Here is a 23,897-nt window from a genome sequence, read left to right on the forward strand (position 1 = left end):
GTGGCTTAACTCCCTATTCCCAGTAAATCGTCACGATAGTCGCCCGCCGGGTAGCGGAACGGTACGGGTCCGTCAGCAATACCGTCAAGGAACTGCCGCACGCGCGGATCGCAATTTTCCTGCAGCGCCTGAGCGCTACCGTGTGCGACGATCTTTTTGTCCGCCACGATATAGGCGTAATCGGCAATGCTCAATACTTCCGGTACATCGTGAGACACAACGATACAGGTGACGCCGAGCGCGCTGTTCAATTCAGAGATGAGCTTTACCAGCACGCCCATCGTGATGGGATCCTGTCCGACAAACGGTTCGTCGAACATGATTAAATCGGGCTCTAATGCAATGGCTCGCGCCAGCGCGGCGCGGCGCGCCATCCCGCCGGACAGTTCCGAAGGCATCAGCTTCGCGGCCCCGCGCAACCCCACAGCTTCAAGCTTCATCATCACCGTGCTTTTCAGCAGTTCAGGCGGCAGGCTGGTATGCTCGCGCAGCGGATAGGCCACGTTATCAAAGACGTTCATGTCGGTGAACAACGCCCCCGACTGAAAGAGCATACTCATACGTTTGCGGACAGTATACAGGCGCGAGCGCGACATCTCCGGGACGTTTTCGCCATCGAAGAGGATTTCACCGCTATCCGGTGGGATCTGACCACCTATAAGGCGCAGGAGGGTCGTTTTACCAATCCCGGACGGCCCCATGATGGCGGTGATTTTGCCACGCGGTACGGTCAACGAAATATCATCGAATATCAGACGATTGCCACGTGAAAAACTCACACCGCGGACATCGACTAAATTCGCCATCGTTTGGCTCATTTATAGTTCCTTTCTTACCCTGCTCACGTTAAGGCGTACAGCCTGAATCAGCCCTTAACCCAGCATTTTTACAGAATATTAGCCGTTGAGGTTAGCGAAAGCTGGCATTTGTTTTACTTTTCCGGCGCATAAAGTCAAAATTAGGAATTCGTTACGCCTCAGACCGTATGCAGTCCAGCCATTCCCGCGCGATGGACCGACAAGTATACCTGAAGAAAGGACTTTTGATGCTTTTAGCAACAGCACTGTTAATTATTGGTTTACTGTTAGTGGTCTACAGTGCTGACCGTTTAGTCTTTGCTGCATCTATCCTGTGTCGCCTGATGGGAGTACCGCCTGTTGTCATCGGGATGACCGTGGTCAGCGTTGGCACATCACTTCCTGAAATCATCGTCTCCGTCTCGGCGTCGCTGCATGGTCAGTTAGACCTGGCAATTGGCACCGCGATTGGCTCTAACATCGTCAATATATTACTGATTTTAGGCCTTGCGGCACTTCTCCATCCATTTCGCGTGCATTCTGATGTTCTGCGCCGTGAATTGCCGCTAATGTTAGTCGTAAGCCTGCTGGCAGGGTGCGTATTTTATGACGGTGTACTGAGCTACAGCGACGGCATTTTCCTGCTGGCGCTGGCCGTCATCTGGCTGCTGTATAGTGTTAAAATTGCCCGCCAGGCGGAAAAGCAGGGTCAGGACAGCCTGACGCGTGAGCAGGTTGCCGAACTTCCGCGCGAAGGCACGCTGCCGGTCGCCCTGCTCTGGCTTGGCGTCGCGCTGATCATCATGCCAATGGCAACGCGCATGGTCGTGGATAACGCGACGGTGCTGGCAAACTATTTTGCCATGAGCGAGCTGACGATCGGCCTGACGGTTATTGCTATCGGCACCAGCCTGCCTGAGCTGGCCACCGCCATTGCGGGGGCGCGTAAAGGGGAAGATGACATCGCCATTGGTAATATCATCGGTTCCAACATTTTCAATATCGCCATTGTGATGGGCCTGCCGGCCCTGATTACGCCAGGGCCCTTTAATCCCCGGGCGTTCTCGCGCGACTACGGCGTGATGTTATTGGTCAGCGTGATATTTGCCCTGCTTTGCTGGCGGCGGAAACGACAGATCGGCAAAGGCGCAGGCGCGCTGCTGACGGGTGGATTTATCGTATGGATGGCGATGCTGTACTGGCTCTCGCCTCTTCTCTCTGGGTAAACGGAAACGCATTATGTCGCAAATAGAATTGCAGCCGGGTTTTGACTTTCAGAAAGCAGGCAAAGACGTTCTGGAGATTGAACGTGAAGGTCTGGCGCAGTTAGATCAGTACATTAATCAGGATTTTAGTCTGGCATGTGAGAAGATGTTCTACTGTGCCGGCAAAGTCGTGGTGATGGGGATGGGTAAGTCCGGCCACATTGGACGCAAAATGGCAGCAACATTTGCCAGCACCGGAACCTCGTCTTTCTTTGTACACCCTGGGGAAGCCGCGCACGGCGATCTGGGGATGGTCACGCCGCAGGATGTCGTTATTGCGCTGTCCAACTCCGGTGAATCCAATGAAATTCTGGCGCTGATCCCCGTACTGAAGCGACTGCAGGTGCCCCTGATTTGCATGACCAGCCGTCCGGAAAGTAGCATGGCGCGAGCGGCCGATATTCACCTGTGCGTTAAAGTACCGAAAGAGGCCTGTCCGCTGGGCCTGGCGCCGACGTCCAGCACAACTGCCGCGCTGGTCATGGGCGATGCCCTTGCCGTCGCGCTGCTCGAAGCCCGCGGTTTTACGCCGGAAGATTTCGCGCTTTCCCACCCGGGCGGCGCGCTGGGGCGCAAGCTGCTGCTGCGGGTAAACGATATTATGCACACCGGGGATGAGATCCCTCACGTCAGTAAAGAAGCCTCCCTGCGTGATGCGCTGTTGGAAATCACCCGCAAGAATCTGGGTATGACGGTCGTGTGCGACGATCTGATGAAAATTCAGGGGATCTTCACCGATGGCGACCTGCGTCGCGTGTTCGACATGGGTGTAGATGTCCGCACGCTTGGCATTGCCGACGTGATGACGCCCGGTGGCATCCGCGTGCGTCCGGGAACGCTGGCCGTGGATGTGCTGAACCTGATGCAGTCCCGCCATATCACCTCCGTTATGGTTGCCGATGGCGACCAGTTGCTGGGTGTGGTACATATGCATGATCTGCTGCGCGCTGGCGTAGTGTAATAAAGGATAAGACAATGAGTAATGCGGGTGCATCCCTTGCAACCTGTTATGGTCCGGTCAGTACCCAGATGATGGCAAAGGCGGAAAACATTCGTCTGCTCATTCTGGATGTGGATGGCGTACTTTCCGATGGCCTGATTTACATGGGCAATAATGGTGAAGAGCTGAAAGCGTTTAACGTTCGCGACGGCTACGGTATCCGCTGTGCGCTCACTTCGGGTATCGAGGTTGCTATCATCACCGGACGAAAAGCTAAACTGGTAGAAGACCGCTGTGAAACCTTAGGGATTACCCATCTTTACCAGGGTCAATCCGATAAGATGGCAGCGTTCAACGATTTACTGGGTAAACTGGCTATCGCACCGGAGAACGTGGCTTACGTCGGGGACGATCTGATTGACTGGCCGGTGATGGCTAAAGTCGGTCTCAGCATCGCGGTTGCTGATGCTCACCCGCTACTGATCCCGCGCGCTGACTACGTTACCTGCATCAACGGTGGCCGGGGTGCCGTCCGTGAAGTCTGCGATCTGCTTCTGCTGGCGCAGGGCAAGCTTGATGAAGCCAAAGGGCAATCGATATGAGTAAAACCAGACGTTGGGTTATCATTCTGCTTTCGCTTGTCGCACTGGTATTGATTGGCGTGAACCTTGCCGATCGCGACGATACGCAAACGGAAGTGGTCAACAATAACGATCCAACCTATAAAAGCGATCACAGCGACACCGTGGTCTATAGCCCGGAAGGTGCGCTGAACTATCGCCTGATTGCCCAGCATGTTGAATACTTTTCCGATGACGGCGTTTCGTGGTTTACCCAACCTGTCATGACCACATTCGATAAAGACAAAGTGCCGACGTGGTCAATTAAGTCAGATCGGGCCAAACTGACAAATGATCGTATGCTTTATCTGTATGGCCACGTTGAAGTCAACGCCCTGACCGCTGACTCGCAACTGCGAAAAATTACGACGGATAATGCCCAGATCAACCTGGTAACCCAGGACGTGACGTCGCAGGATCTGGTCACACTGTATGGCACAACATTTAATTCCAGCGGTTTAAGAATGCGCGGGAACTTACGCAGCAAGAACGCCGAGCTGATTGAAAAGGTTAGAACCTCCTATGAAATTCAAAACAAACAAACTCAGCCTTAAAGTAATTATCGCCAGCGCGATGCTGGCGGCCAGTCTCCCCGCGCTTGCTGTAACGGGCGATACCGACCAGCCGATCCATATCGAGTCCGACACCCAGTCTCTCGATATGCAGGGTAACGTCGTTACCTTCACGGGTAACGTCGTCATGACGCAGGGCACCATCAAAATTAATGCCGATAAGGTGGTCGTTACCCGTCCGGGCGGCGAGCAGGGCAAAGAGATTATTGATGGCTACGGCAACCCGGCCACCTTCTACCAGATGCAGGACAACGGCAAGCCGGTGAAGGGCCACGCCTCGCATATGCACTATGAGCTGGCGAAGGATCTGGTCATCCTGACCGGAAACGCCTATCTGGAACAGCTGGACAGCAATATTACCGGTGACCAGATTACCTATCTGGTGAAAGAGCAAAAAATGCAGGCCTCCAGCGAGAAAGGCAAACGCGTGACCACCGTGCTGGTTCCGTCGCAGCTGCAGGACAAAGGCAAGGGCCAGGCCCCGGCACAGAAGAAGAGTAACTAATTCGCTATGGCAACATTAACTGCAAAAAATCTCGCGAAGGCTTACAAAGGCCGCCGTGTCGTAGAAGATGTCAGTCTGACCGTCAACTCCGGCGAAATTGTGGGCCTGCTTGGCCCGAACGGTGCGGGTAAAACCACCACCTTCTACATGGTGGTTGGTATTGTGCCGCGCGATGCCGGCAACATTATTATTGACGATGAAGACATCAGCCTGCTGCCGCTGCACGCGCGCGCGCGCCGTGGCATCGGCTATCTGCCGCAGGAAGCCTCTATTTTCCGTCGTCTGAGCGTCTTTGATAACCTGATGGCGGTCCTGCAAATTCGCGACGACCTGACCAACGAACAGCGTCAGGATCGCGCCAACGAGCTGATGGAAGAGTTTCACATCGAGCACCTGCGCGACAGCCTGGGCCAGGCATTGTCCGGGGGGGAACGCCGTCGTGTTGAGATTGCGCGCGCGCTGGCCGCCAATCCGAAGTTTATCCTTCTGGATGAACCGTTTGCGGGCGTTGACCCAATCTCCGTTATCGACATTAAACGCATTATCGAGCATCTGCGTGACAGCGGGCTTGGCGTGCTGATCACCGACCACAACGTTCGTGAAACGCTGGCGGTATGTGAACGCGCGTATATCGTGAGCCAGGGCAATCTGATCGCCCACGGTACGCCGCAGCAGATCCTCGAAGACGATCATGTTAAGCGCGTCTATCTTGGGGAAGACTTCAGACTCTGATAGGGTAGAGGTAACGTAACGCCGAACCGGAGAAAAATGCTCTGAACATGAAGCAAGGTTTGCAATTAAGGCTCAGCCAACAGCTGGCGATGACGCCGCAGCTACAGCAGGCAATTCGCCTGTTGCAGCTGTCCACGTTAGAACTTCAGCAGGAGCTCCAGCAGGCGCTGGACAGCAATCCCCTGCTGGAGCAAGCCGATCTTCATGACGAGGTAGATACCCAGCAGTCACAGGATACAGAAGCGCTCGACACCGCGGATGCCCTCGAACAAAAAGAGATGCCGGACGAGCTTCCGCTGGATGCCAGCTGGGATGAAATCTATACCGCCGGGACCCCTTCCGGCACGCGTGCAGACTACCAGGACGACGAGCTACCGGTCTACCAGGGCGAAACCACCCAGTCGCTGCAGGATTACCTGATGTGGCAGGTAGAGCTTACCCCCTTCTCCGATACCGACCGCGCCATTGCCACGTCGATTGTCGACGCCGTTGATGACACCGGTTATTTGACCGTCACGCTGGACGACATTCTGGAAAGCATGGGCGATGAAGAGATTGAGATTGAGGAGATTGAAGCGGTACTGAAACGCATTCAGCGCTTCGATCCGGTCGGGGTGGCCGCGAAAGACCTGCGCGACTGCCTGCTGATCCAGCTTTCTCAGTTCAGCAAAGAGACGCCGTGGCTCGACGAAGCGCGCTTAATCATCAGCGATCATCTGGATCTTCTGGCTAACCACGATTTCCGCACCCTGATGCGCGTGACGCGCCTGAAGGAAGAGGTGCTGAAAGAGGCGGTAAATCTGATCCAGTCTCTCGATCCGCGTCCCGGTCAGTCGATCCAGACCAGCGAACCCGAGTACGTTATCCCGGACGTGCTGGTCAGAAAACACAATGACCGCTGGGTCGTTGAACTGAACTCTGACAGCATCCCTCGCCTGCAAATCAACCAGCAGTACGCCTCTATGTGCACCAGCGCGCGCAACGACTCCGACAATCAATATATTCGCAGCAATCTTCAGGAAGCGCGATGGTTGATCAAGAGCCTGGAGAGCCGGAATGATACCCTGCTGCGCGTGAGCCGCTGCATCGTCGAACAGCAGCAGGCATTCTTTGAGCAGGGCGAAGAGTATATGAAACCGATGGTACTGGCGGATATCGCCCAGGCCGTCGAGATGCATGAATCCACCATTTCCCGCGTCACCACGCAGAAGTATCTGCACAGTCCGCGCGGTATTTTTGAGCTTAAGTATTTCTTCTCCAGCCATGTGAACACCGAGGGCGGCGGCGAAGCGTCATCAACGGCGATTCGCGCACTGGTGAAGAAGTTGATCGCCGCGGAGAACCCCGCGAAGCCACTAAGTGACAGTAAGTTGACCACCATGCTGTCCGATCAGGGTATTATGGTGGCACGTCGTACTGTTGCGAAGTATCGAGAGTCTTTATCCATTCCGCCGTCTAACCAGCGTAAACAGCTGGTCTGACACAACCGATAAGGAAGACACTATGCAGCTCAATATCACAGGACACAACGTCGAGATTACTGAGGCCTTACGTGACTTCGTGAACGCTAAGTTCGCGAAACTTGAACAGTATTTCGAAAGGATCAACCAGGTCTACGTTGTGTTAAAAGTGGAGAAAGTGACTCATATCTCGGATGCGACCCTGCATGTAAACGGGGGTGAGCTCCATGCCAGTGCGGAAGGGCAGGACATGTACGCGGCTATCGACGGCTTGATTGACAAGCTTGCGCGACAGCTCAATAAACATAAAGATAAACTGAAACAACACTAATTGTCCGGGCAGTTAACGGGTGCAGGACGGCCTGTTGTGAAACACAACAGGCCATTTGTACAGTTAGCGCTTAGGTGAAATTATGATAAACAACGATTCCGCTCTTCAACTGAGCAATGTCCTTAACCAGGAATGTACCCGCAGTGCCGTTCACTGCCAGAGCAAAAAACGTGCGCTGGAGATCATCAGTGAATTGGCTGCAAAACAGCTGGGCCTGCCGCCGCAGGTGGTGTTCGAAGCGATTCTGACCCGTGAAAAGATGGGCAGTACCGGTATCGGCAACGGTATCGCGATCCCGCACGGCAAGCTGGAAGAGGACACCCTGCGTGCCGTCGGTGTGTTTGTGCAGCTGGAAACGCCAATCGCTTTTGACGCCATTGATAACCAGCCCGTCGATCTCCTCTTCGCGCTGCTGGTGCCTGCCGACCAGACCAAGACCCATCTGCATACGCTTTCGCTGGTTGCTAAACGTCTGGCGGATAAAACCATCTGCCGTCGACTGCGCTCGGCCCAAAGTGATGAAGAGCTTTATCAAATTATCACTGAAGCAGAAGGCAATCAGGATGACGCATAACCAGGTGATGGCCTTCACATCTGTTGTCCTGAGGAGAAACGGAACATGGTGCTGATGATTGTCAGCGGTCGTTCAGGGTCGGGAAAATCCGTTGCCCTGCGTGCGCTGGAAGACATGGGTTTTTACTGCGTCGATAACCTGCCGGTCGTGTTATTGCCCGATCTGGCACGCACGCTAGCGGAGAGACAAACCTCCGCCGCCGTCAGTATCGACGTGCGTAACATGCCCGAATCCCCGGAGATCTTCGAACAGGCAATGAGTAACCTGCCTGACGCGTTCTCGCCTCAGCTGCTGTTCCTTGATGCCGACCGCAATACCCTGATCCGCCGCTACAGTGATACCCGTCGTTTGCACCCGCTATCCAGCAAGAATCTCTCGCTGGAGAGCGCAATCGATGAAGAGAGCGATCTGCTGGAGCCGCTGCGCTCCCGAGCCGATCTGATAGTCGACACCTCAGAGATGTCCGTTCACGAGCTGGCGGAAATGCTGCGTACCCGCCTGCTGGGCAAACGCGAGCGTGAACTGACGATGGTGTTCGAATCCTTCGGCTTTAAGCACGGTATTCCGATTGATGCGGACTATGTTTTCGACGTGCGCTTCCTGCCGAACCCGCACTGGGATCCCAAACTGCGTCCAATGACCGGCCTGGATAAACCCGTCGCGGCGTTCCTCGACCGGCACACAGAAGTTCACAATTTTATCTACCAGACGCGAAGCTACCTTGAGCTATGGTTACCTATGCTGGAGACAAACAATCGTAGCTACCTGACAGTGGCGATTGGCTGTACCGGCGGTAAACATCGTTCGGTCTACATCGCCGAACAGCTGGCCGACTATTTCCGCTCGCGCGGTAAGAACGTTCAGTCCCGTCATCGCACGCTGGAAAAACGTAAAACATGACCGTAAAACAAACCGTTGAGATCACCAATAAGCTGGGCATGCATGCGCGCCCGGCGATGAAGCTGTTTGAGCTGATGCAGGGTTTCGATGCAGAAGTGCTGCTGCGTAATGACGAAGGCACCGAAGCGGAAGCCAACAGCGTGATTGCGCTGCTGATGCTGGACTCCGCCAAAGGGCGTCAGATTGAGGTAGAAGCCACCGGGCCTCAGGAAGAGGAAGCCCTGGCGGCGGTAATTGCGCTGTTTAACGCCGGGTTCGACGAAGACTAACGTTCCCCCCTCGGCGGGTGGCGCTGCGCTTACCCGCCCTACATAAGATTATTACGCTGCATAAACCCCTCTCCGCCCAGCTGATTCATCTGGCGCATGATCCACGCCTGACGGCTTCGCACGTACCCTGACGGGGCGCTGGCCTTAAAGCGGATAGGATTAGGCAGTACAGCCGCGAGCAGCGCTGCCTCCGACATGCTCAGCCTGCTGGCTGGTTTATTAAAATAGCGTTGTGATGCAGCTTCGACACCAAATACCCCCTCGCCAAACTCGGCGATATTTAGATAAACGGTCAGAATACGCTTTTTGCTCCAGACCGTTTCCATTCCCAGGGTGAGCCCCGCTTCCAGCCCTTTTCGCACCCAGCTTCGGCCATCCCACAGGAACAGGTTTTTTGCCGTCTGCTGCGACAGCGTTGATGCACCGCGCACGCGGTTTTCATGACGTTCATTGTGGGCCAGCGCCTTTTCAATCGCGGCCACATCGAACCCCCAGTGCTCCGGGAATTTCTGATCTTCCGCCGCGATAACCGCCAGCCCCATGAACGGAGAGATGTCCTCCATGCTCACCCAGTCAGAATGGGCAACATAGCCGAAATCACCGGAGAACCACGCGCTAAGCTGGCGCTCAACCATGACCGCTGAAAACGGTACCGGCAAAATGCTGAACACGGCCAGCCCGCCTCCCCAGAACACCGCCAGCACGAGAAAGGTGCGTAGAAGAAGGCGTTTCCCCCATGCGCCTGCGGAAAACTGACGCCTCATTCTGTCAGCACCAGCACCCGGGCTACCAGCTTTTCAATGCCCACGGCAGCTTCCGCAATATTCTGCGCCAGCATATACGCGGGCGTGGTGACAACCTTGTTGTCTTCATCCACCACAATGTCATCGACCGGGCACGGAACGTGTTCGCCTCCCATTTCCTCGACGATCTCTGCGGTATCAATATCTGTTCCGATCGTCAGCCGTAGCGGGAAATCGAAAATGTTTGGCAGCATGGCCGGTGCGATACAGATAAAGCCCAGCGGCTTGCCCGCCTCATGCATCGCCAGCGTCAGCGCTTTTAAATCAGGGTCCACCCTGCACGCGGCGCCTTCGGCGGCAAAGGTGCTGAGGTTTTTCGCGGCGCCGAAGCCGCCCGGAACAATGAGTGCATCCAGCTCAGCGGCCTCTGCCTGCGCCAGCGGATGAATCTCTCCCCGGGCAATACGCGCGGCTTCAATCAGCACGTTGCGCGTTTCAGCCATCGGCTCACCGGTCAGATGGTTAATCACATCTGCCTGATTTTTATCTGGCGCGAAACAAATAACCTCGGCTCCCTGTTTAGCCAGGGCCAGCAGCGTGATTACGGCTTCATGTATTTCTGAACCATCAAAAACACCGCATCCGCTGAGGACGACACCAATTTTTTTCATCTTGACGATCCTTCTTTGCAACTCGCTGAAGCGCATTAATAATTTTGATTAAAACGCTATGCTTCACACATTTCACTGATTCATGTAACAAACCATTTAAGATTTGCTATCTTATCTGCGTGCGGCCTAAATTTTTCCGGCGGCGCCCATTCGAAAATTACTTTAAAAAACAGGCGCAGCCACGATTTCCCTGGTGTTGGCGCAGTATTCGCGCACCCCGGTCTAGCCGGGGTCATTTTTTTCTGGCGTCCACCCAGGCTTTAAGCACCGCAACGTCGTTCTGCCACTCTTGTTTCATCTCTTCAACCCAATCACCCACGTTATCTTCCCATGCAGGTAAATCAGGCGACTGAATCTGTTGGCCCAGCTGCTGCAGGTGGCGTAATCCGACCGAGCCGGCCGCGCCTTTGATTTTATGCCCTTCATCGACAATGCCCTTCTGGTCACGCGCAGTCAGGTTTGACTCCAGCACGCTCAGATAGCCCGGCATCATTTTTTCAAACACCGCCAGACCGTCGGTAATCAGTTTCGGGCCCACCAGATCGATGTACTGCTCCAGCATCGCGGTATCGAGTATCGTTTGGGCTTTAGCGCTATCAACAGGCGTCATGGTGCTCTCCTCTTCATCGTGGGTATCCCAGAACTTCTTGATCATGGCGGTCAGAGCAGGCACCGCCAGAGGCTTGCTGAGTACATCGTCCATACCGGCGTCGAGATACTCTTTTTTATCTTTCAGTACGTTCGCCGTCAGCGCCACCAGCGGCGGCAGTTCGTCAGCCGCGTACTGACGCGTCAGCTCACGCGAGATATCCAGCCCGGTCATATCCGGCAACTGGATATCCAGCAGAACGAGGTCATATTCGCCCGGTGTAAACATCTCCAGCGCGGCCTTACCGGTCATCGCGACATCCACGCTGTTGCCCAGTTTTTCCAGCACCGAGCGCGCTACAATCACGTTAAGCTCAATATCCTCCACCAGCAGGACGTGCAGCGCAGGTAGCGGCATATCGTCGTTTTCAAAGGTATCCTCTACCTCTTCCGCAACCGCCGGCGCATGCACCGTCAGCGTGAAGGTTGACCCTTTGCCTGCCTGGCTGGCAACGGTGATGTCACCGCCCATGCTCTTCGCCAGCCGTTTAGACACAGCCAGGCCAATCCCGGTGCCGGTGGCCGGTTTTCCGCCGTTGCTGTCCTTCACCTGGTAGTACATCGCGAAAATTTTGTCCTGCTCCTCCTGCGGAATGCCAATCCCGGAATCCTCCACCTCGAAGTGCAGCATGTCACCTTCGTCATAGCGGATACGCACCGCCACCTGCCCCTTCTGGGTAAATTTCACCGCGTTGCTGATGAGGTTCCACAGGATCTGACGCAGCCGCGTGCCGTCGGTAACGACCTTATGCGGCAGCGGCAGGGTGGGCTCCATGACAAAATTCAGCCCCTTCTGCTGCGCCTGCAGACCAGACAAGTTTTCCAGATCGGCAAGGAAGCTGGTGAAATCAACCGGCTGGTTATCAAGCTGAACCTTACGGCGCTCCATTTTATCCATATCAATAATATCGTTGAAAATATTACCCAGCGTGACCGCCGAGACATGGATAGTCTTGAGGTATTTTTCCTGCTCTGCGGTCAGGTCGGTGTCGAGCAGAATGCGGCTCAGCCCCACAATGCCGTTGAGCGGCGTACGCAGCTCGTGGCTGATGGTGGAGATAAAGGTGGTCTTGTCTCGGCTGGCGCGCTCCAGCGCGTCCTGATAGCGCTTACGCTCGGTAATATCACGGCCGAAGCCCATCAGGCCGTGGCGCTTCCCGACGCGGTCATAGTACGGTACCTTGCGGATCTCAAAACAGGCTTTGCGCCCGTCCGGGTAATCCAGCCACTGTTCGTAGGTCAGTGAGACGTTATGGCGGAACACTTTTTCGTCCGTCTCCATGACCTTGGCGGCCGCCTCTTCGGAGTAAACGTCCTGCGGCTTCAGGTGAATAAGCTGCTTCTCGCTTTTCCCGGTCAGGAGCTCCATCGCCCGGTTACAGCCGGAAAACTCTTTATCTTCGTTACGGTAGAACACCAGGTCCGGCGACGCGTCCAGGAACGAACGCAGGAAGGAGGATTGTTGCTCAAGCTGGATCTGCGTCACCTCGCGCTCTTTCATTTCGATTTTCAGCTGTTCCAGCGTGGCCTGACGCTCGGCCTCCGCCTTCTCACGATCTGAAATTTCCTGATTCAGCTGCGCGATGTTGTCTTTAAGCTGAACGTTGAGCTTCAGGTCACGCTCGCGCATCTCCTCAAGCTTATCGACCAGTTTTGATAAGCGCTGACGGGACTCCTCCAGCTGTTCGACCACCACGGAAAGGAAATAGACCGCCCAGGGGGTAATGAGCAAGCCAAAGAAGATAGAGCGGATGACGTCGATACTCTCGACCTGGCCATGCAGAACCATGGTGACGGCCATTTGCACGACAATGGCCAGAACGACCAGCGCCAGCGCCAGCAGCATGGAGAAACGCACCAGCCCAAGCTTCATCATCAGGTCGACGTAGTACTGGGCAAGCATTCGAATTTGCTTCATAGAGGATCCCTTCACGACTTTATCGCTCAATAATACTCAAATTCGAGGCGGGACGTTGAGGGTTGTGAGAAAAAGTGCGGGGTGAAACAGGAGATTAGCCTCGCCTCCGGTTCAGCGGAGGCGAGGAGAGGTCAATCAGGAGCGTTTCAGCAGCAGCCAGAGGCTGATCAGGAGGAAACTGGCGCTCGGCAGCAGCGCACCAATAATCGGTGGGATGCCATAAACCAGCGTCAGCGGACCGAAGATCTGATCAAGAACGTAGAACACAAAGCCGAAGCTGATACCGGTCACGACGCGCACGCCCATCGGCACGCTACGCAGCGGGCCAAAGATAAACGACAGCGCCATCAGCATCATCACCGCCACGGACATCGGCTGGAAGATTTTGCTCCACATGTTGAGCTGATAGCGCCCGGCATCCTGCCCGCTCGACTTCAGGTACTTCACATAGTTGTGCAAGCCGCTGATAGAGAGCGCGTCAGGATCCAGCGCCACAACCCCGAGCTTATCCGGCGTGAGGTTGGTCTTCCAGGTGCCGGACACCGTCTGCGAACCGGTGATCTGCTTTGGATCGGTCAGGTCAGATTCATCAACCTGCGACAAACGCCACTGTTTATGTTCCGCGTCAAACTTGGCCGAAGAGGCGTGTCGGACAGACTCCAGACGGCGCTGGTCATTGAAAGCATAGATGCTCACCCCGCCCAGTTCATCATTACCCTTTACCCGTTCGATGTAGACGAAGTTTTTACCGTCTTTCGCCCATAACCCTTGCTGAGTCGAGAGCAGTGAACCGCCGTACATTGCCTGCGCACGATAGTTACGCGCCATCTGCTCACCCTGCGGTGCCACCCACTCGCCAATCGCCATGGTCAACAGCACCAGCGGGATTGCGGTTTTCATTACCGACAGCGCAACCTGCATGCGGGTAAAGCCCGAGGCCTGCATAACGACCAGCTCACTGCGCTGCGCCAGCATTCCCAGCCCCAGCAGTGCGCCCAGCAGGGCCGCCATCGGGAAGAAGATCTGCACATCTTTTGGCACGCTGAGCAGGGTGTACATCCCCGCCCCCATCGCGTCATAGCTACCCTGCCCGGCTTTTTTCAGCTGATCGACAAATTTGATAATGCCGGAAAGCGACACCAGCATGAACAACGTCATCATGATGGTGGTAAAAATGGTTTTACCGATATAGCGATCAAGAACGCCAAACGCCTGCATTAGATGGCTCCTTTACGCGAGAATCGGGCACGTATGCGGCGCACAGGCACCGTATCCCACAGGTTTAATCCCAGCGCCAGTAAGATGTACAGGCTGTTAACGAACCACGTCCAGACCATCGGATCCAACTTACCCTTCGCGCCGTTAGAGCGAATCGAGGTTTGCAGCAGGAAATAGATCAGGTAAAGCAGCATCGCTGGCAGCATAGAGAGCACACGGCCCTGGCGCGGGTTCACCACGCTCAGCGGAACGACAATCAATGCCATCATAAACACGGTGAATACGAGCGTAATACGCCAGTGGAATTCAGCACGCGCTCTGTCGGTATCGGTGTTCCACAGCGTACGCATATCCATTTGCTCGGTATCCGTTGGATCGAGCGCTACCGCCTGATGGCCGATAATAGCCTGATAGTTCTGGAAATCCGTAATACGGAAGTCGCGCAGCATCGCGGTGCCTTCGAAACGGGTGCCTTTGTTCAGCGTGACTATCTGAGAACCGTCTTTGCGCTGAGCGAGCTGGCCCGAGTCGGCAACCACCACTGACGGACGCGCGTTACCTTTGGGACGCAGCTGCGCCAGGAATACATCGTTGAATTTACTGCCGTCAACGCTCTCAATAAACAGCACGGAGTTTCCGTCAGTTGCCTGCTGGAACTGACCCTGCGCGAGCGCCGCCATGCCGGGGTTTGCTTTCGCCTCGGCCAGCACTTCGTCCTGATGACGGGAAGACATAGGACCCGCCCACATTACATTCACCGCCGCAACAATGCCCGTGAACAGCGCCAGTATCATCGCCGCTTTCACCAGTACGGCTTTACTCAGGCCGCAGGCATGCATCACCGTGATTTCACTCTCGGTATACAGCTTACCGAGCGTCATGAGCAGGCCGAGGAATAGGCTCAGCGGCAGAATAAGCTGCGCCATTTCCGGGATCCCCAGACCAAGCAGGGAAAGCACCAGATTCGTTGGAATTTCGCCGTCAACGGCCGCACCGAGGATCTTAACCAGCTTCTGACAGAAAAAAATCAGCAGCAGGATGAAGAGGATCGCCAGTTGGCTTTTGAGCGTCTCCCGCACCAGATATCTTATGATTATCACTTTAAATACGCCCGTAAAAACCCGTCTCTTTGCAGGAATTTCGCTTGTTTCATGGCTTAAACGTCATTTATTCTCTTGAGTCGTCGAAATCATCGCTAAGATTAAAACATCCAGCGGATTCACGCTTCAGGACTTTTTCTGACGTGTCGAAACCGTAGTAACGTAAGATTAACACGAAGTCACCACAACAGCGGACATGAGTTACGAAAGGTTTCAATTCTATCTGTAGCAGCCGCCGTTGTCTTTAAGATTCAGGAGCGTAGTGCATGGAGTTCAGTGTAAAAAGCGGTAGCCCGGAGAAACAGCGGAGTGCCTGCATCGTTGTGGGCGTCTTTGAACCGCGCCGACTCTCCCCGATCGCCGAGCAACTCGATAAAATCAGTGACGGCTATATCAGCGCCCTGCTGCGCCGTGGCGAACTGGAAGGCAAACCTGGGCAGACGCTGTTACTGCACCATGTTCCGAACGTCCTGTCAGAGCGTATTCTGCTGATTGGCTGCGGCAAAGAGCGCGAGCTGGATGAGCGCCAGTATAAACAGGTCATTCAGAAAACCATTAATACGCTGAATGATACCGGTTCAATGGAAGCCGTCTGCTTCCTGACCGAGCTGCACGTCAAAGGCCGTAACACCTACTGGAAAGTACGTCAGGCAGTCGAAACCGCAAAAGAGAGCCTGTACAGCTTCGATCAGCTTAAGACCAACAAAAGCGAGCCGCGTCGTCCGCTGCGCAAAATGGTCTTTAACGTGCCAACCCGTCGCGAACTGACCAGCGGAGAGCGCGCCATCCAGCATGGCCTGGCGATTGCCGCCGGCATTAAAGCGGCAAAAGATCTCGGCAACATGCCGCCAAACATCTGTAACGCCGCCTACCTCGCCTCTCAGGCGCGCCAGCTGGCTGATTCCTACAGCAAAAACGTCATCACCCGCGTTATCGGCGAACAGCAGATGAAAGAGCTGGGCATGCACTCGTATCTGGCGGTAGGTAACGGCTCGCAGAACGAATCCCTGATGTCTGTCATCGAATACAAAGGTAACCCGTCCGAAGATGCGCGCCCTATCGTTCTGGTTGGTAAAGGCCTGACCTTCGACTCCGGCGGTATCTCCATCAAGCCTGCCGAAGGCATGGACGAGATGAAGTACGACATGTGCGGCGCGGCGGCAGTTTACGGCGTGATGCGCATGGTCGCGGAACTTCAGCTACCGATTAACGTCACTGGCGTGCTGGCAGGCTGCGAAAACATGCCTGGCGGTCGCGCGTACCGTCCGGGTGACGTCCTGACCACCATGTCCGGGCAGACCGTTGAGGTGCTGAACACCGACGCCGAAGGCCGTCTGGTGCTGTGCGACGTACTGACCTACGTTGAGCGCTTCGAGCCTGAAGCGGTGATTGACGTGGCAACACTGACCGGTGCCTGCGTGATTGCCCTGGGCCACCACATCACCGGCCTGATGTCGAACCACAACCCGCTGGCGCACGAGCTTATCGGCGCGTCTGAGCAGGCTGGCGACCGCGCATGGCGCCTGCCGCTGGGTGACGAGTATCAGGAACAGCTGGAGTCTAACTTTGCGGATATGGCGAACATTGGCGGTCGTCCTGGCGGGGCTATCACCGCGGGCTGCTTCCTGGCGCGCTTCACCCGCAAGTACAACTGGGCGCACCTGGACATCGCCGGCACCGCATGGCGCTCCGGTAAAGCCAAAGGCGCAACCGGTCGTCCGGTGGCGCTGCTGTCGCAGTTCCTGCTGAACCGTGCGGGTTTTAACGGCGACGAGTAAGCCAAAACGGCAGTAAACCGTAGGCCGGGTAAGGCGAAGCCGCCACCCGGCTTAAGCATTTAAAGTGAGCACAAGAAGCCCCATATATGAAGAATGCAACGTTCTACCTTCTGGACAACGACACCCATCAGGATGGCCTCAGCGCCGTTGAACAGCTGGTGTGTGAAATTGCCGCAGAACGTTGGCGCGCAGGTAAACGCGTTCTGATTGCCTGTGAAGATGAACAGCAGGCGATTCGCCTGGATGAAGCGCTGTGGGCGCGCCCGCCGGAGAGCTTTGTGCCGCACAACCTGTCGGGCGAAGGTCCGCGAGGCGGGGCCCCGGTCGAAATAGCCTGGCCGCAAAAGCGCAACAGCAGCGCGCGCGATATTCTCATTAGCCTGCGGACAGACTTTGCAGATTTTGCCACTGCTTTCACAGAAGTGGTAGACTTTGTCCCTTACGAAGAATCCTTGAAACAACTGGCGCGCGAACGCTATAAAGCGTACCGCCTGGCTGGTTTTAACCTGAATACGGCAACCTGGAAATAATGGAAAAGACATATAACCCACGCGATATCGAACAGCCGCTTTACGAGCACTGGGAACAGCAGGGCTATTTCAAGCCTAACGGCGACGAAAGCAAAGAGTCCTTCTGCATCATGATCCCGCCGCCGAACGTCACCGGCAGTTTGCATATGGGGCATGCTTTCCAGCAGACCATCATGGACACCATGATCCGCTACCAGCGCATGCAGGGCAAAAACACCCTGTGGCAGGCGGGAACTGACCACGCGGGTATCGCGACCCAGATGGTGGTTGAGCGTAAAATTGCCGCTGAAGAAGGTAAAACCCGTCACGACTACGGTCGCGATGCGTTCATCGACAAAATCTGGCAGTGGAAGGCGGAATCCGGCGGCACCATTACCCGTCAGATGCGCCGTCTCGGCAACTCCGTGGACTGGGAGCGCGAGCGCTTCACCATGGACGAAGGCCTGTCCAACGCCGTGAAAGAAGTTTTCGTCCGTCTGTATAAAGAAGACCTGATTTACCGCGGCAAACGCCTGGTCAACTGGGATCCGAAACTGCGCACCGCCATCTCTGACCTGGAAGTGGAAAACCGCGAGTCCAAAGGCTCCATGTGGCACATCCGCTACCCGCTGGCCGACGGCGCAAAAACCGCAGACGGTAAAGATTACCTGGTGGTTGCCACCACTCGTCCGGAAACCCTGCTGGGCGATACCGGCGTGGCCGTTAACCCGGAAGATCCGCGTTATAAAGACCTGATCGGTAAATTCGTGGTGCTGCCGCTGGTAAACCGCCGTATTCCAATTGTGGGCGACGAACACGCCGACATGGAAAAAGGCACCGGCTGCGTAAAAATCACCCCTGCGCACGACTTTAACGACTATGAAGTCGGTCGTCGTCACGCCCTGCCGATGATCAACATTCTGACCTTTGACGGCGATATCCGCGAAAGCGCAGAAGTATATGACACCAAAGGCAACGAATCCGACGTCTACTCCAGCGAGATCCCGGCTGAGTTCCAGAAGCTGGAGCGCTTTGCCGCGCGTAAAGCGATTGTGGCTGCCGTCGACGCACTGGGCCTGCTGGAAGAGATCAAACCTCACGATCTGACCGTGCCGTACGGCGACCGTGGCGGCGTGGTTATCGAGCCTATGCTGACCGACCAGTGGTACGTGCGTGCCGACGTGCTGGCGAAACCGGCTGTTGAAGCGGTTGAGAACGGCAGCATCCAGTTCGTGCCGAAGCAGTACGAAAACATGTACTTCTCCTGGATGCGCGACATTCAGGACTGGTGTATCTCCCGTCAGCTGTGGTGGGGTCACCGTATCCCGGCATGGTACGACAACGAAGGCAACGTTTATGTTGGCCGTAGCGAAGACGAAGTGCGTCAGGAAAACAACCTGAGCGCGGACGTTGCCCTGCGTCAGGACGAAGACGTGCTGGACACCTGGTTTTCCTCCGCACTGTGGACCTTCTCCACCCTTGGCTGGCCTGAGAACACCGACGCGCTGCGTCAGTTCCACCCGACCAGCGTAATGGTCTCCGGCTTCGACATTATCTTCTTCTGGATTGCCCGCATGATCATGATGACCATGCACTTCATCAAAGACGAAGACGGCAAGCCGCAGGTTCCGTTCCATACCGTCTACATGACCGGTCTGATCCGCGACGACGAAGGCCAGAAGATGTCCAAATCCAAGGGTAACGTCATTGACCCACTGGATATGGTTGACGGTATTTCTCTGGAAGAGCTGCTGGAAAAACGCACCGGCAATATGATGCAGCCGCAGCTGGCGGAGAAAATCCGCAAGCGCACCGAGAAGCAGTTCCCGAACGGAATTGAGGCTCACGGTACAGACGCCCTGCGCTTCACCCTGGCGGCGCTGGCCTCGACCGGCCGCGACATCAACTGGGACATGAAGCGTCTGGAAGGTTACCGTAACTTCTGTAACAAGCTGTGGAACGCCAGCCGCTTCGTGCTGATGAACACCGAAGATCAGGACTGCGGCTTCAACGGCGGCGAAATGACCCTGTCTCTGGCGGACCGTTGGATCCTGGCGGAATTCAACCAGACGGTGAAAGCGTTCCGCGAGGCGCTGGACAGCTACCGCTTCGATATCGCGGCGGGCATCCTGTACGAATTCACCTGGAACCAGTTCTGCGACTGGTATCTTGAGCTGGCGAAGCCGGTAATGAACGGCGGCACTGAAGCGGAGCTGCGCGGCACGCGCAACACGCTGATTACCGTTCTGGAAGGTCTGCTGCGCCTGGCGCATCCGGTCATTCCATTCATCACCGAAACCATCTGGCAGCGCGTGAAGGTCATTGCGGGCATCAACGCCGATACCATCATGCTGCAGCCGTTCCCGGCATTCGATGTGGCTAAAGTTGATGAAGCGGCGTCTGCGGATACCGAGTGGCTGAAACAGGCGATCGTTGCGGTACGTAACATCCGTGCTGAAATGAACATTGCCCCGGGCAAACCGCTTGAGCTGCTGCTGCGCGGCTGCAGCGAGGCTGCCGTTCGTCGCGTCACCGAGAACAACACCTTCCTGAAAACCATGGCGCGTCTGGAAAGCATCACCGTGCTGCCTGCGGATGACAAAGGTCCGGTTTCCGTGACCAAAATCATCGACGGCGCCGAGCTGCTGATCCCGATGGCAGGTCTGATCGACAAAGACGCCGAGCTGGCGCGTCTGGCGAAAGAAGTGGCGAAAGTCGACGTGGAAATTGGCAAAATCGAAAGCAAGCTGGCGAACGAAGGCTTTGTCGCCCGCGCGCCGGAAGCGGTCATCGCCAAAGAGCGTGAGCGTCTGGTTGCCTTCGCCGATGCGAAGACCAAGCTGATCGAGCAGCAGGCGGTTATTGCAGCCCTGTAATGCTTTACCCCTTACGCTTCAGGGCGTAAGGGGTACCCTTCCTGAAAACTCCTCGCTTGCACTCCCTTTTCTGCGGTGCTATTAACAGCAACTGTGTGTCAACTTTTGTAATGAGTAATGCTATGAGCGTGATTACCCCCGTCGCGGCGACGATGCGTCGGATCACTGAGCAGGACAATCCGGCTATCGCCGCCGTTATCCGCACCGTTTCTGCAGAGTATGGGCTGACAGCGGATAAAGGTTATACCGTTGCGGACCCGAATCTTGATGAACTGTTTAAGCTGTACAGCCAGCCGGGTCACGCCTACTGGGTGATTGAGCAGGACGGCCAGGTTGTGGGCGGCGGTGGCGTTGCGCCACTGAGCTGCAGCGAGCCAGATATCTGCGAGCTGCAGAAAATGTATTTCCTGCCGTCGGTTCGCGGACAGGGTCTGGCGAAAAAGCTGGCGCTGGTCGCTCTGGAACACGCGCGCGCTCATGGGTTTAAACGCTGTTACCTCGAAACCACCGCCTTCCTCAAAGAGGCTATCGGCCTGTATGAACACCTCGGCTTTGAGCATATCGATGCGCCGCTGGGCTGTACCGGCCATGTTGACTGCGAAGTCAGGATGCTGAAAAGTCTGTAATTTTCGTTCCTGCCCTCTTCTGTTAAGCGGCTGTAAACTGAATGCTCTACACTCTCAGTTCACACCACAACGGGGGAAACACGATGTCGAAGATAAAAAGCTACGCCGCACCGCAGGCGGGTGCAGAACTTGAGCTGTACGAGTACGATGCGGGCGAACTAAAAGCAGAAGACGTCGAAGTACAGGTTGATTACTGCGGGGTCTGCCACTCGGATCTCTCGATGATCGACAACGAATGGGGCTTTTCCAGCTATCCGCTGGTTGCCGGGCACGAAGTCATTGGCCGCGTCGTGGCGCTCGGTAGCGCCGCGCAGGACAAAGGGCTGAAAGTGGGCCAGCGCGTAGGCATTGGCTGGACAGCACGCAGCTGTGGTCACTGCGATGCCTGTATCAGTGGCAACCAGATCAACTGCCTTGAGGGCGCGGTACCCACCATCCTGAATAAAGGCGGCTTCGCCGACAAGCTGCGCGCCGACTGGCAATGGGTCATCCCGCTGCCGGTCAGCATTGATATCGAATCCGCCGGTCCGCTGCTGTGTGGCGGCATCACCGTCTTTAAGCCCCTGCTGATGCACCATATCACCGCCACCAGCCGCGTGGGCGTGATTGGAATCGGCGGTCTGGGCCATATCGCCATCAAGCTGCTGCATGCGATGGGCTGTGAAGTCACGGCGTTCAGCTCGAACCCGGCAAAAGAGAAAGAGGTGCTGGCGATGGGCGCGGATAAAGTGGTAAACAGCCGCGATCCGGACGCGCTGAACGCGCTGGCGGGTCAGTTTGACCTGATCATCAACACCGTGAACGTCGATCTCGACTGGCAGCCGTACTTTGAAGCACTGGCCTACGGCGGTAACTTCCACACCGTAGGTGCTGTGATGAAGCCGCTGCCGGTTCCGGCCTTTACCCTGATCGGCGGGGATCGCAGCGTGTCAGGCTCCGCGACCGGTACACCGTACGAGCTGCGCAAGCTGATGAAGTTTGCCGGACGCACCAAAGTGGCCCCGACCACCGAACTGTATCCCATGTCGAAAATCAACGAAGCGATCCAGCACGTGCGTGACGGCAAAGCCCGCTACCGCGTGGTGTTGAAAGCGGATTTCTGATGTGACATTGCCAGGGAATCTGCGGCCTGATGCCCTCACCCCAACCCTCTCCCACTGGGAGAGGGCGCAAACACTAAAAACGGTAACGGTTGTTACCGTTTTGCTTCTACCATGGCCTTAAACACCTCTGCCACCGCGACCGCCCCTGGGTCCATTACCCCGTCCAGATTCTCTTTATTCACATACGATGAGCGCCCCGCACCGGCTTTCTGCATTTTCGCCGTTGCCTCTGCCCCCTTCTGTGCCGCCTGCGCCGCTGACTGAAGATCCTTTTTCTGCAATGCCTCCAGCGCCGGCTGCAGAGCGTCGATCAGGGTACGATCGCCGAGATCTGCCCCACCGTACTGCTTCATTTGCGCCAGCCCGCTGAGCAATGCCTCGGGTAGCGACTGACCATCGTGAAGCTTTTGCCCCGCCGCGGTAAAGAAGATCGACATCAGCACCCCGCTCGATCCGCCCATCACCGTGGCCAGCCGCTCGCCCACCAGCAGCAGAAGCTTAGGCACATCATTAAGCGGAAGCGCGTTCTCCTCCAGGCGCTGCGCAATATCCCGCGCCCCTTGCGCAAAGGTGGAGCCGGTATCGCCGTCGCCCACTTTGGCATCCAGCGCGTTCAGGCGATTTTCCAGCTGTATGAGCGTCTTCGTCACCTGTGAAACAGACTCCTTCACCTGCGGGTTTTCAGATGGGGTATATTCCACGCGATCGTGAATAGCGCTTTGCGGAACGGTACGCAGGGGGGCAAACGCCACGGGTTTTTGCCAGCCCAGCGTTTCCACCTCTTCATGCAGCGCTTTCTCGAACAGGTCGTTGAGCTTCAGCAGCGTCAGAGAAAAGCCCTTCATGTCCAGGGCGCTCACCAGCGGTGCCGGGCCAATAAGATAAGCAATGTTCTCTTTCAGCGCCGAGTGAGCCAGCTCTTTGGTCAGCAACGCCATTTCCAGCGCCGAGACGCCGCCGAGGTTGTTAATCAGCACCGCGAAACGCCCCTCACCCGCCTGCGCTTTGAGCGGGGTAACCAGCGTGTCGATAATCGCTTTGCTGTTTTGCGTATCAACTACCGAGGCCCCCGGCTCCCCGTGGATCCCCAGCCCCAGTTCGACATGGCCCTGCCTGATACGCCCCTCTTCATCGTCGCTGCCCGGCAGGTTACAGGTTTGCATCGCAACGCCCAGGCTCCAGAGGTTATCGCAGGCCTGCTTCGCAATATCCCGCACCTCGCTCAGGGATTTTCCGTGCTCCGCGGCATAGCCCGCAATCTTATGCACCAGCGCCGTACCGGCAATGCCGCGCGGCTGCTTGTTGTCGGGCAGCGCGATATCGTCCGCCACAATCACCATCTCGACCTTCAGGCCGTAGCGTTTGGCCTTTTCTGCCGCCAGACCAAAGTTCAGGCGATCGCCGGTGTAGTTTTTGACGATCAGCAGACAGCCGCGATCGCCCGTCACCGCCACAATGGCATTCAGTACCGCATCCACGCTCGGGGAGGCGAACAGATCGCCACAGACTGCCGCCGTCAGCATGCCTTTACCGACAAATCCGGCGTGTGCAGGTTCGTGCCCGGAGCCACCGCCGGAGATCACCGCCACGCGGCTTTTATCCCAGTCGCCGCGTGCCACTACGCGGATAGCCGGATCGATATCGAGCTTGACGAGATTCGCGTGTGGCGCAGAAAGGAGTATGCCTTCAATGGCATCGTTGACCAGCTGTTTGCGATCGTTAAAGAAGAATCTGGACATAGT

At 56.1% G+C, this 23,897-nt stretch carries 23 protein-coding genes; 16 read left to right on the plus strand and 7 right to left on the minus strand.

The annotated features are described in order from the left end of the window. Positions 1-5: 5 nt before the first annotated feature. Positions 6-818 carry a phospholipid ABC transporter ATP-binding protein MlaF gene (gene mlaF, locus AB8818_RS12635; RefSeq protein WP_116343511.1) on the minus strand — a complete coding sequence of 271 codons (813 nt, stop codon included), beginning with the start codon at positions 816-818 and terminating at the stop codon, positions 6-8. Positions 819-1,045: 227 nt separating this feature from the next. Between mlaF and AB8818_RS12640 the strand changes: the two genes are divergently transcribed. From AB8818_RS12640 to npr, 11 genes are all read left to right on the plus strand, one after another. Continuing rightward, on the plus strand, positions 1,046-2,023 hold the full coding sequence (locus tag AB8818_RS12640) for a calcium/sodium antiporter (RefSeq protein ID WP_192983862.1): 978 nt from the start codon (positions 1,046-1,048) through the stop codon (positions 2,021-2,023). 13 nt (positions 2,024-2,036) lie between these two features. Then, positions 2,037-3,023, plus strand: coding sequence for an arabinose-5-phosphate isomerase KdsD (gene kdsD / locus AB8818_RS12645; RefSeq protein WP_014885391.1), 987 nt, complete (start codon positions 2,037-2,039; stop codon positions 3,021-3,023). A 14-nt stretch (positions 3,024-3,037) separates the two neighbouring features. Then, complete coding sequence (gene kdsC, locus AB8818_RS12650; protein ID WP_116343514.1) at positions 3,038-3,604, plus strand: 3-deoxy-manno-octulosonate-8-phosphatase KdsC; 567 nt, start codon at positions 3,038-3,040, stop codon at positions 3,602-3,604. Further along, positions 3,601-4,176: an LPS export ABC transporter periplasmic protein LptC gene (gene lptC / locus AB8818_RS12655; protein ID WP_028014568.1), complete on the plus strand. Its 576-nt coding sequence runs from the start codon at positions 3,601-3,603 to the stop codon at positions 4,174-4,176. Before kdsC ends, lptC begins: the two co-directional genes overlap by 4 nt. Then, positions 4,145-4,699, plus strand: coding sequence for a lipopolysaccharide ABC transporter substrate-binding protein LptA (gene lptA / locus AB8818_RS12660; RefSeq protein ID WP_028014569.1), 555 nt, complete (start codon positions 4,145-4,147; stop codon positions 4,697-4,699). The genes lptC and lptA overlap by 32 nt, the downstream gene beginning before the upstream one ends. Before the next feature lie 6 nt (positions 4,700-4,705). Continuing rightward, a complete protein-coding gene (lptB, locus tag AB8818_RS12665) occupies positions 4,706-5,431 on the plus strand; it encodes an LPS export ABC transporter ATP-binding protein (RefSeq protein WP_028014570.1) in 726 nt (241 codons plus the stop codon). Between the two features lie 47 nt (positions 5,432-5,478). Next, complete coding sequence (gene rpoN, locus AB8818_RS12670) at positions 5,479-6,912, plus strand: RNA polymerase factor sigma-54 (protein ID WP_028014571.1); 1,434 nt, start codon at positions 5,479-5,481, stop codon at positions 6,910-6,912. A 22-nt stretch (positions 6,913-6,934) separates the two neighbouring features. Further along, positions 6,935-7,222, plus strand: coding sequence for a ribosome hibernation promoting factor (hpf, locus tag AB8818_RS12675; protein WP_014171818.1), 288 nt, complete (start codon positions 6,935-6,937; stop codon positions 7,220-7,222). 82 nt (positions 7,223-7,304) lie between these two features. Beyond that, on the plus strand, positions 7,305-7,796 hold the full coding sequence (ptsN, locus tag AB8818_RS12680) for a PTS IIA-like nitrogen regulatory protein PtsN (protein ID WP_116343515.1): 492 nt from the start codon (positions 7,305-7,307) through the stop codon (positions 7,794-7,796). 45 nt (positions 7,797-7,841) lie between these two features. Beyond that, positions 7,842-8,696, plus strand: coding sequence for an RNase adapter RapZ (rapZ, locus tag AB8818_RS12685; protein WP_014885397.1), 855 nt, complete (start codon positions 7,842-7,844; stop codon positions 8,694-8,696). Beyond that, positions 8,693-8,965, plus strand: coding sequence for a PTS phosphocarrier protein NPr (npr, locus tag AB8818_RS12690; protein WP_003861872.1), 273 nt, complete (start codon positions 8,693-8,695; stop codon positions 8,963-8,965). The genes rapZ and npr overlap by 4 nt, the downstream gene beginning before the upstream one ends. A 38-nt stretch (positions 8,966-9,003) precedes the next feature. Here npr and mtgA read toward each other — a convergent pair whose 3' ends face one another. From mtgA to lptF, 5 genes are all read right to left on the minus strand, one after another. After that, entirely contained in the window at positions 9,004-9,729 is a 726-nt protein-coding gene (mtgA, locus tag AB8818_RS12695; RefSeq protein ID WP_192983859.1) for a monofunctional biosynthetic peptidoglycan transglycosylase, read from the minus strand. Beyond that, positions 9,726-10,379: an isoprenoid biosynthesis glyoxalase ElbB gene (elbB, locus tag AB8818_RS12700; RefSeq protein ID WP_116343517.1), complete on the minus strand. Its 654-nt coding sequence runs from the start codon at positions 10,377-10,379 to the stop codon at positions 9,726-9,728. Before elbB ends, mtgA begins: the two co-directional genes overlap by 4 nt. Before the next feature lie 232 nt (positions 10,380-10,611). Then, positions 10,612-12,945, minus strand: coding sequence for an aerobic respiration two-component sensor histidine kinase ArcB (arcB, locus tag AB8818_RS12705; RefSeq protein ID WP_192983856.1), 2,334 nt, complete (start codon positions 12,943-12,945; stop codon positions 10,612-10,614). Positions 12,946-13,080: 135 nt separating this feature from the next. Then, a complete protein-coding gene (gene lptG, locus AB8818_RS12710; protein WP_116343519.1) occupies positions 13,081-14,163 on the minus strand; it encodes an LPS export ABC transporter permease LptG in 1,083 nt (360 codons plus the stop codon). Next, positions 14,163-15,263, minus strand: coding sequence for an LPS export ABC transporter permease LptF (lptF, locus tag AB8818_RS12715; protein WP_024906345.1), 1,101 nt, complete (start codon positions 15,261-15,263; stop codon positions 14,163-14,165). The genes lptG and lptF overlap by 1 nt, the downstream gene beginning before the upstream one ends. A 266-nt stretch (positions 15,264-15,529) precedes the next feature. On the opposite strand from lptF, the gene pepA reads away from it, so the two are divergent. The 5 genes from pepA to AB8818_RS12740 all read left to right on the plus strand — a co-directional run bounded on the left by pepA (position 15,530) and on the right by AB8818_RS12740 (position 22,155). Then, on the plus strand, positions 15,530-17,041 hold the full coding sequence (pepA, locus tag AB8818_RS12720) for a leucyl aminopeptidase (protein ID WP_116343520.1): 1,512 nt from the start codon (positions 15,530-15,532) through the stop codon (positions 17,039-17,041). An 86-nt stretch (positions 17,042-17,127) separates the two neighbouring features. After that, the gene (holC, locus tag AB8818_RS12725; RefSeq protein WP_003861884.1) at positions 17,128-17,571 is read left to right on the plus strand and encodes a DNA polymerase III subunit chi; all 444 of its coding nucleotides are present in this window, start codon (positions 17,128-17,130) and stop codon (positions 17,569-17,571) included. Beyond that, positions 17,571-20,426 carry a valine--tRNA ligase gene (locus tag AB8818_RS12730; protein WP_116343522.1) on the plus strand — a complete coding sequence of 952 codons (2,856 nt, stop codon included), beginning with the start codon at positions 17,571-17,573 and terminating at the stop codon, positions 20,424-20,426. The genes holC and AB8818_RS12730 overlap by 1 nt, the downstream gene beginning before the upstream one ends. A gap of 122 nt (positions 20,427-20,548) precedes the next feature. Then, on the plus strand, positions 20,549-21,052 hold the full coding sequence (locus AB8818_RS12735) for a GNAT family N-acetyltransferase (protein WP_116343523.1): 504 nt from the start codon (positions 20,549-20,551) through the stop codon (positions 21,050-21,052). A gap of 83 nt (positions 21,053-21,135) precedes the next feature. Further along, positions 21,136-22,155, plus strand: coding sequence for an NAD(P)-dependent alcohol dehydrogenase (locus tag AB8818_RS12740; RefSeq protein WP_371199897.1), 1,020 nt, complete (start codon positions 21,136-21,138; stop codon positions 22,153-22,155). A gap of 92 nt (positions 22,156-22,247) precedes the next feature. Here AB8818_RS12740 and AB8818_RS12745 read toward each other — a convergent pair whose 3' ends face one another. After that, the gene (locus tag AB8818_RS12745; protein WP_316387454.1) at positions 22,248-23,894 is read right to left on the minus strand and encodes a dihydroxyacetone kinase subunit DhaK; all 1,647 of its coding nucleotides are present in this window, start codon (positions 23,892-23,894) and stop codon (positions 22,248-22,250) included. Positions 23,895-23,897 lie beyond the last annotated feature (3 nt).

Source organism: Enterobacter sp. KB-280D8, from assembly GCF_041399405.1.
GTDB classification, from domain to species: Bacteria; Pseudomonadota; Gammaproteobacteria; order Enterobacterales; family Enterobacteriaceae; genus Enterobacter; species Enterobacter cloacae_N.

What these genes read in the sequence shown, in the direction of transcription:
- kdsD (WP_014885391.1), top strand. Translation starts at nt 2,037, where the DNA reads ATGTCGCAAATAGAATTGCAGCCGGGTTTTGACTTTCAGAAAGCAGGC.
- npr (WP_003861872.1), top strand. Translation starts at nt 8,693, where the DNA reads ATGACCGTAAAACAAACCGTTGAGATCACCAATAAGCTGGGCATGCAT.
- hpf (WP_014171818.1), top strand. Translation starts at nt 6,935, where the DNA reads ATGCAGCTCAATATCACAGGACACAACGTCGAGATTACTGAGGCCTTA.
- lptC (WP_028014568.1), top strand. Translation starts at nt 3,601, where the DNA reads ATGAGTAAAACCAGACGTTGGGTTATCATTCTGCTTTCGCTTGTCGCA.
- mlaF (WP_116343511.1), bottom strand. Translation starts at nt 818, where the DNA reads ATGAGCCAAACGATGGCGAATTTAGTCGATGTCCGCGGTGTGAGTTTT.
- rapZ (WP_014885397.1), top strand. Translation starts at nt 7,842, where the DNA reads ATGGTGCTGATGATTGTCAGCGGTCGTTCAGGGTCGGGAAAATCCGTT.
- kdsC (WP_116343514.1), top strand. Translation starts at nt 3,038, where the DNA reads ATGAGTAATGCGGGTGCATCCCTTGCAACCTGTTATGGTCCGGTCAGT.
- holC (WP_003861884.1), top strand. Translation starts at nt 17,128, where the DNA reads ATGAAGAATGCAACGTTCTACCTTCTGGACAACGACACCCATCAGGAT.
- elbB (WP_116343517.1), bottom strand. Translation starts at nt 10,379, where the DNA reads ATGAAAAAAATTGGTGTCGTCCTCAGCGGATGCGGTGTTTTTGATGGT.
- AB8818_RS12745 (WP_316387454.1), bottom strand. Translation starts at nt 23,894, where the DNA reads ATGTCCAGATTCTTCTTTAACGATCGCAAACAGCTGGTCAACGATGCC.
- lptB (WP_028014570.1), top strand. Translation starts at nt 4,706, where the DNA reads ATGGCAACATTAACTGCAAAAAATCTCGCGAAGGCTTACAAAGGCCGC.
- AB8818_RS12740 (WP_371199897.1), top strand. Translation starts at nt 21,136, where the DNA reads ATGTCGAAGATAAAAAGCTACGCCGCACCGCAGGCGGGTGCAGAACTT.
- pepA (WP_116343520.1), top strand. Translation starts at nt 15,530, where the DNA reads ATGGAGTTCAGTGTAAAAAGCGGTAGCCCGGAGAAACAGCGGAGTGCC.
- rpoN (WP_028014571.1), top strand. Translation starts at nt 5,479, where the DNA reads ATGAAGCAAGGTTTGCAATTAAGGCTCAGCCAACAGCTGGCGATGACG.
- lptA (WP_028014569.1), top strand. Translation starts at nt 4,145, where the DNA reads ATGAAATTCAAAACAAACAAACTCAGCCTTAAAGTAATTATCGCCAGC.
- AB8818_RS12730 (WP_116343522.1), top strand. Translation starts at nt 17,571, where the DNA reads ATGGAAAAGACATATAACCCACGCGATATCGAACAGCCGCTTTACGAG.
- arcB (WP_192983856.1), bottom strand. Translation starts at nt 12,945, where the DNA reads ATGAAGCAAATTCGAATGCTTGCCCAGTACTACGTCGACCTGATGATG.
- AB8818_RS12640 (WP_192983862.1), top strand. Translation starts at nt 1,046, where the DNA reads ATGCTTTTAGCAACAGCACTGTTAATTATTGGTTTACTGTTAGTGGTC.
- lptG (WP_116343519.1), bottom strand. Translation starts at nt 14,163, where the DNA reads ATGCAGGCGTTTGGCGTTCTTGATCGCTATATCGGTAAAACCATTTTT.
- ptsN (WP_116343515.1), top strand. Translation starts at nt 7,305, where the DNA reads ATGATAAACAACGATTCCGCTCTTCAACTGAGCAATGTCCTTAACCAG.
- AB8818_RS12735 (WP_116343523.1), top strand. Translation starts at nt 20,549, where the DNA reads ATGAGCGTGATTACCCCCGTCGCGGCGACGATGCGTCGGATCACTGAG.
- mtgA (WP_192983859.1), bottom strand. Translation starts at nt 9,729, where the DNA reads ATGAGGCGTCAGTTTTCCGCAGGCGCATGGGGGAAACGCCTTCTTCTA.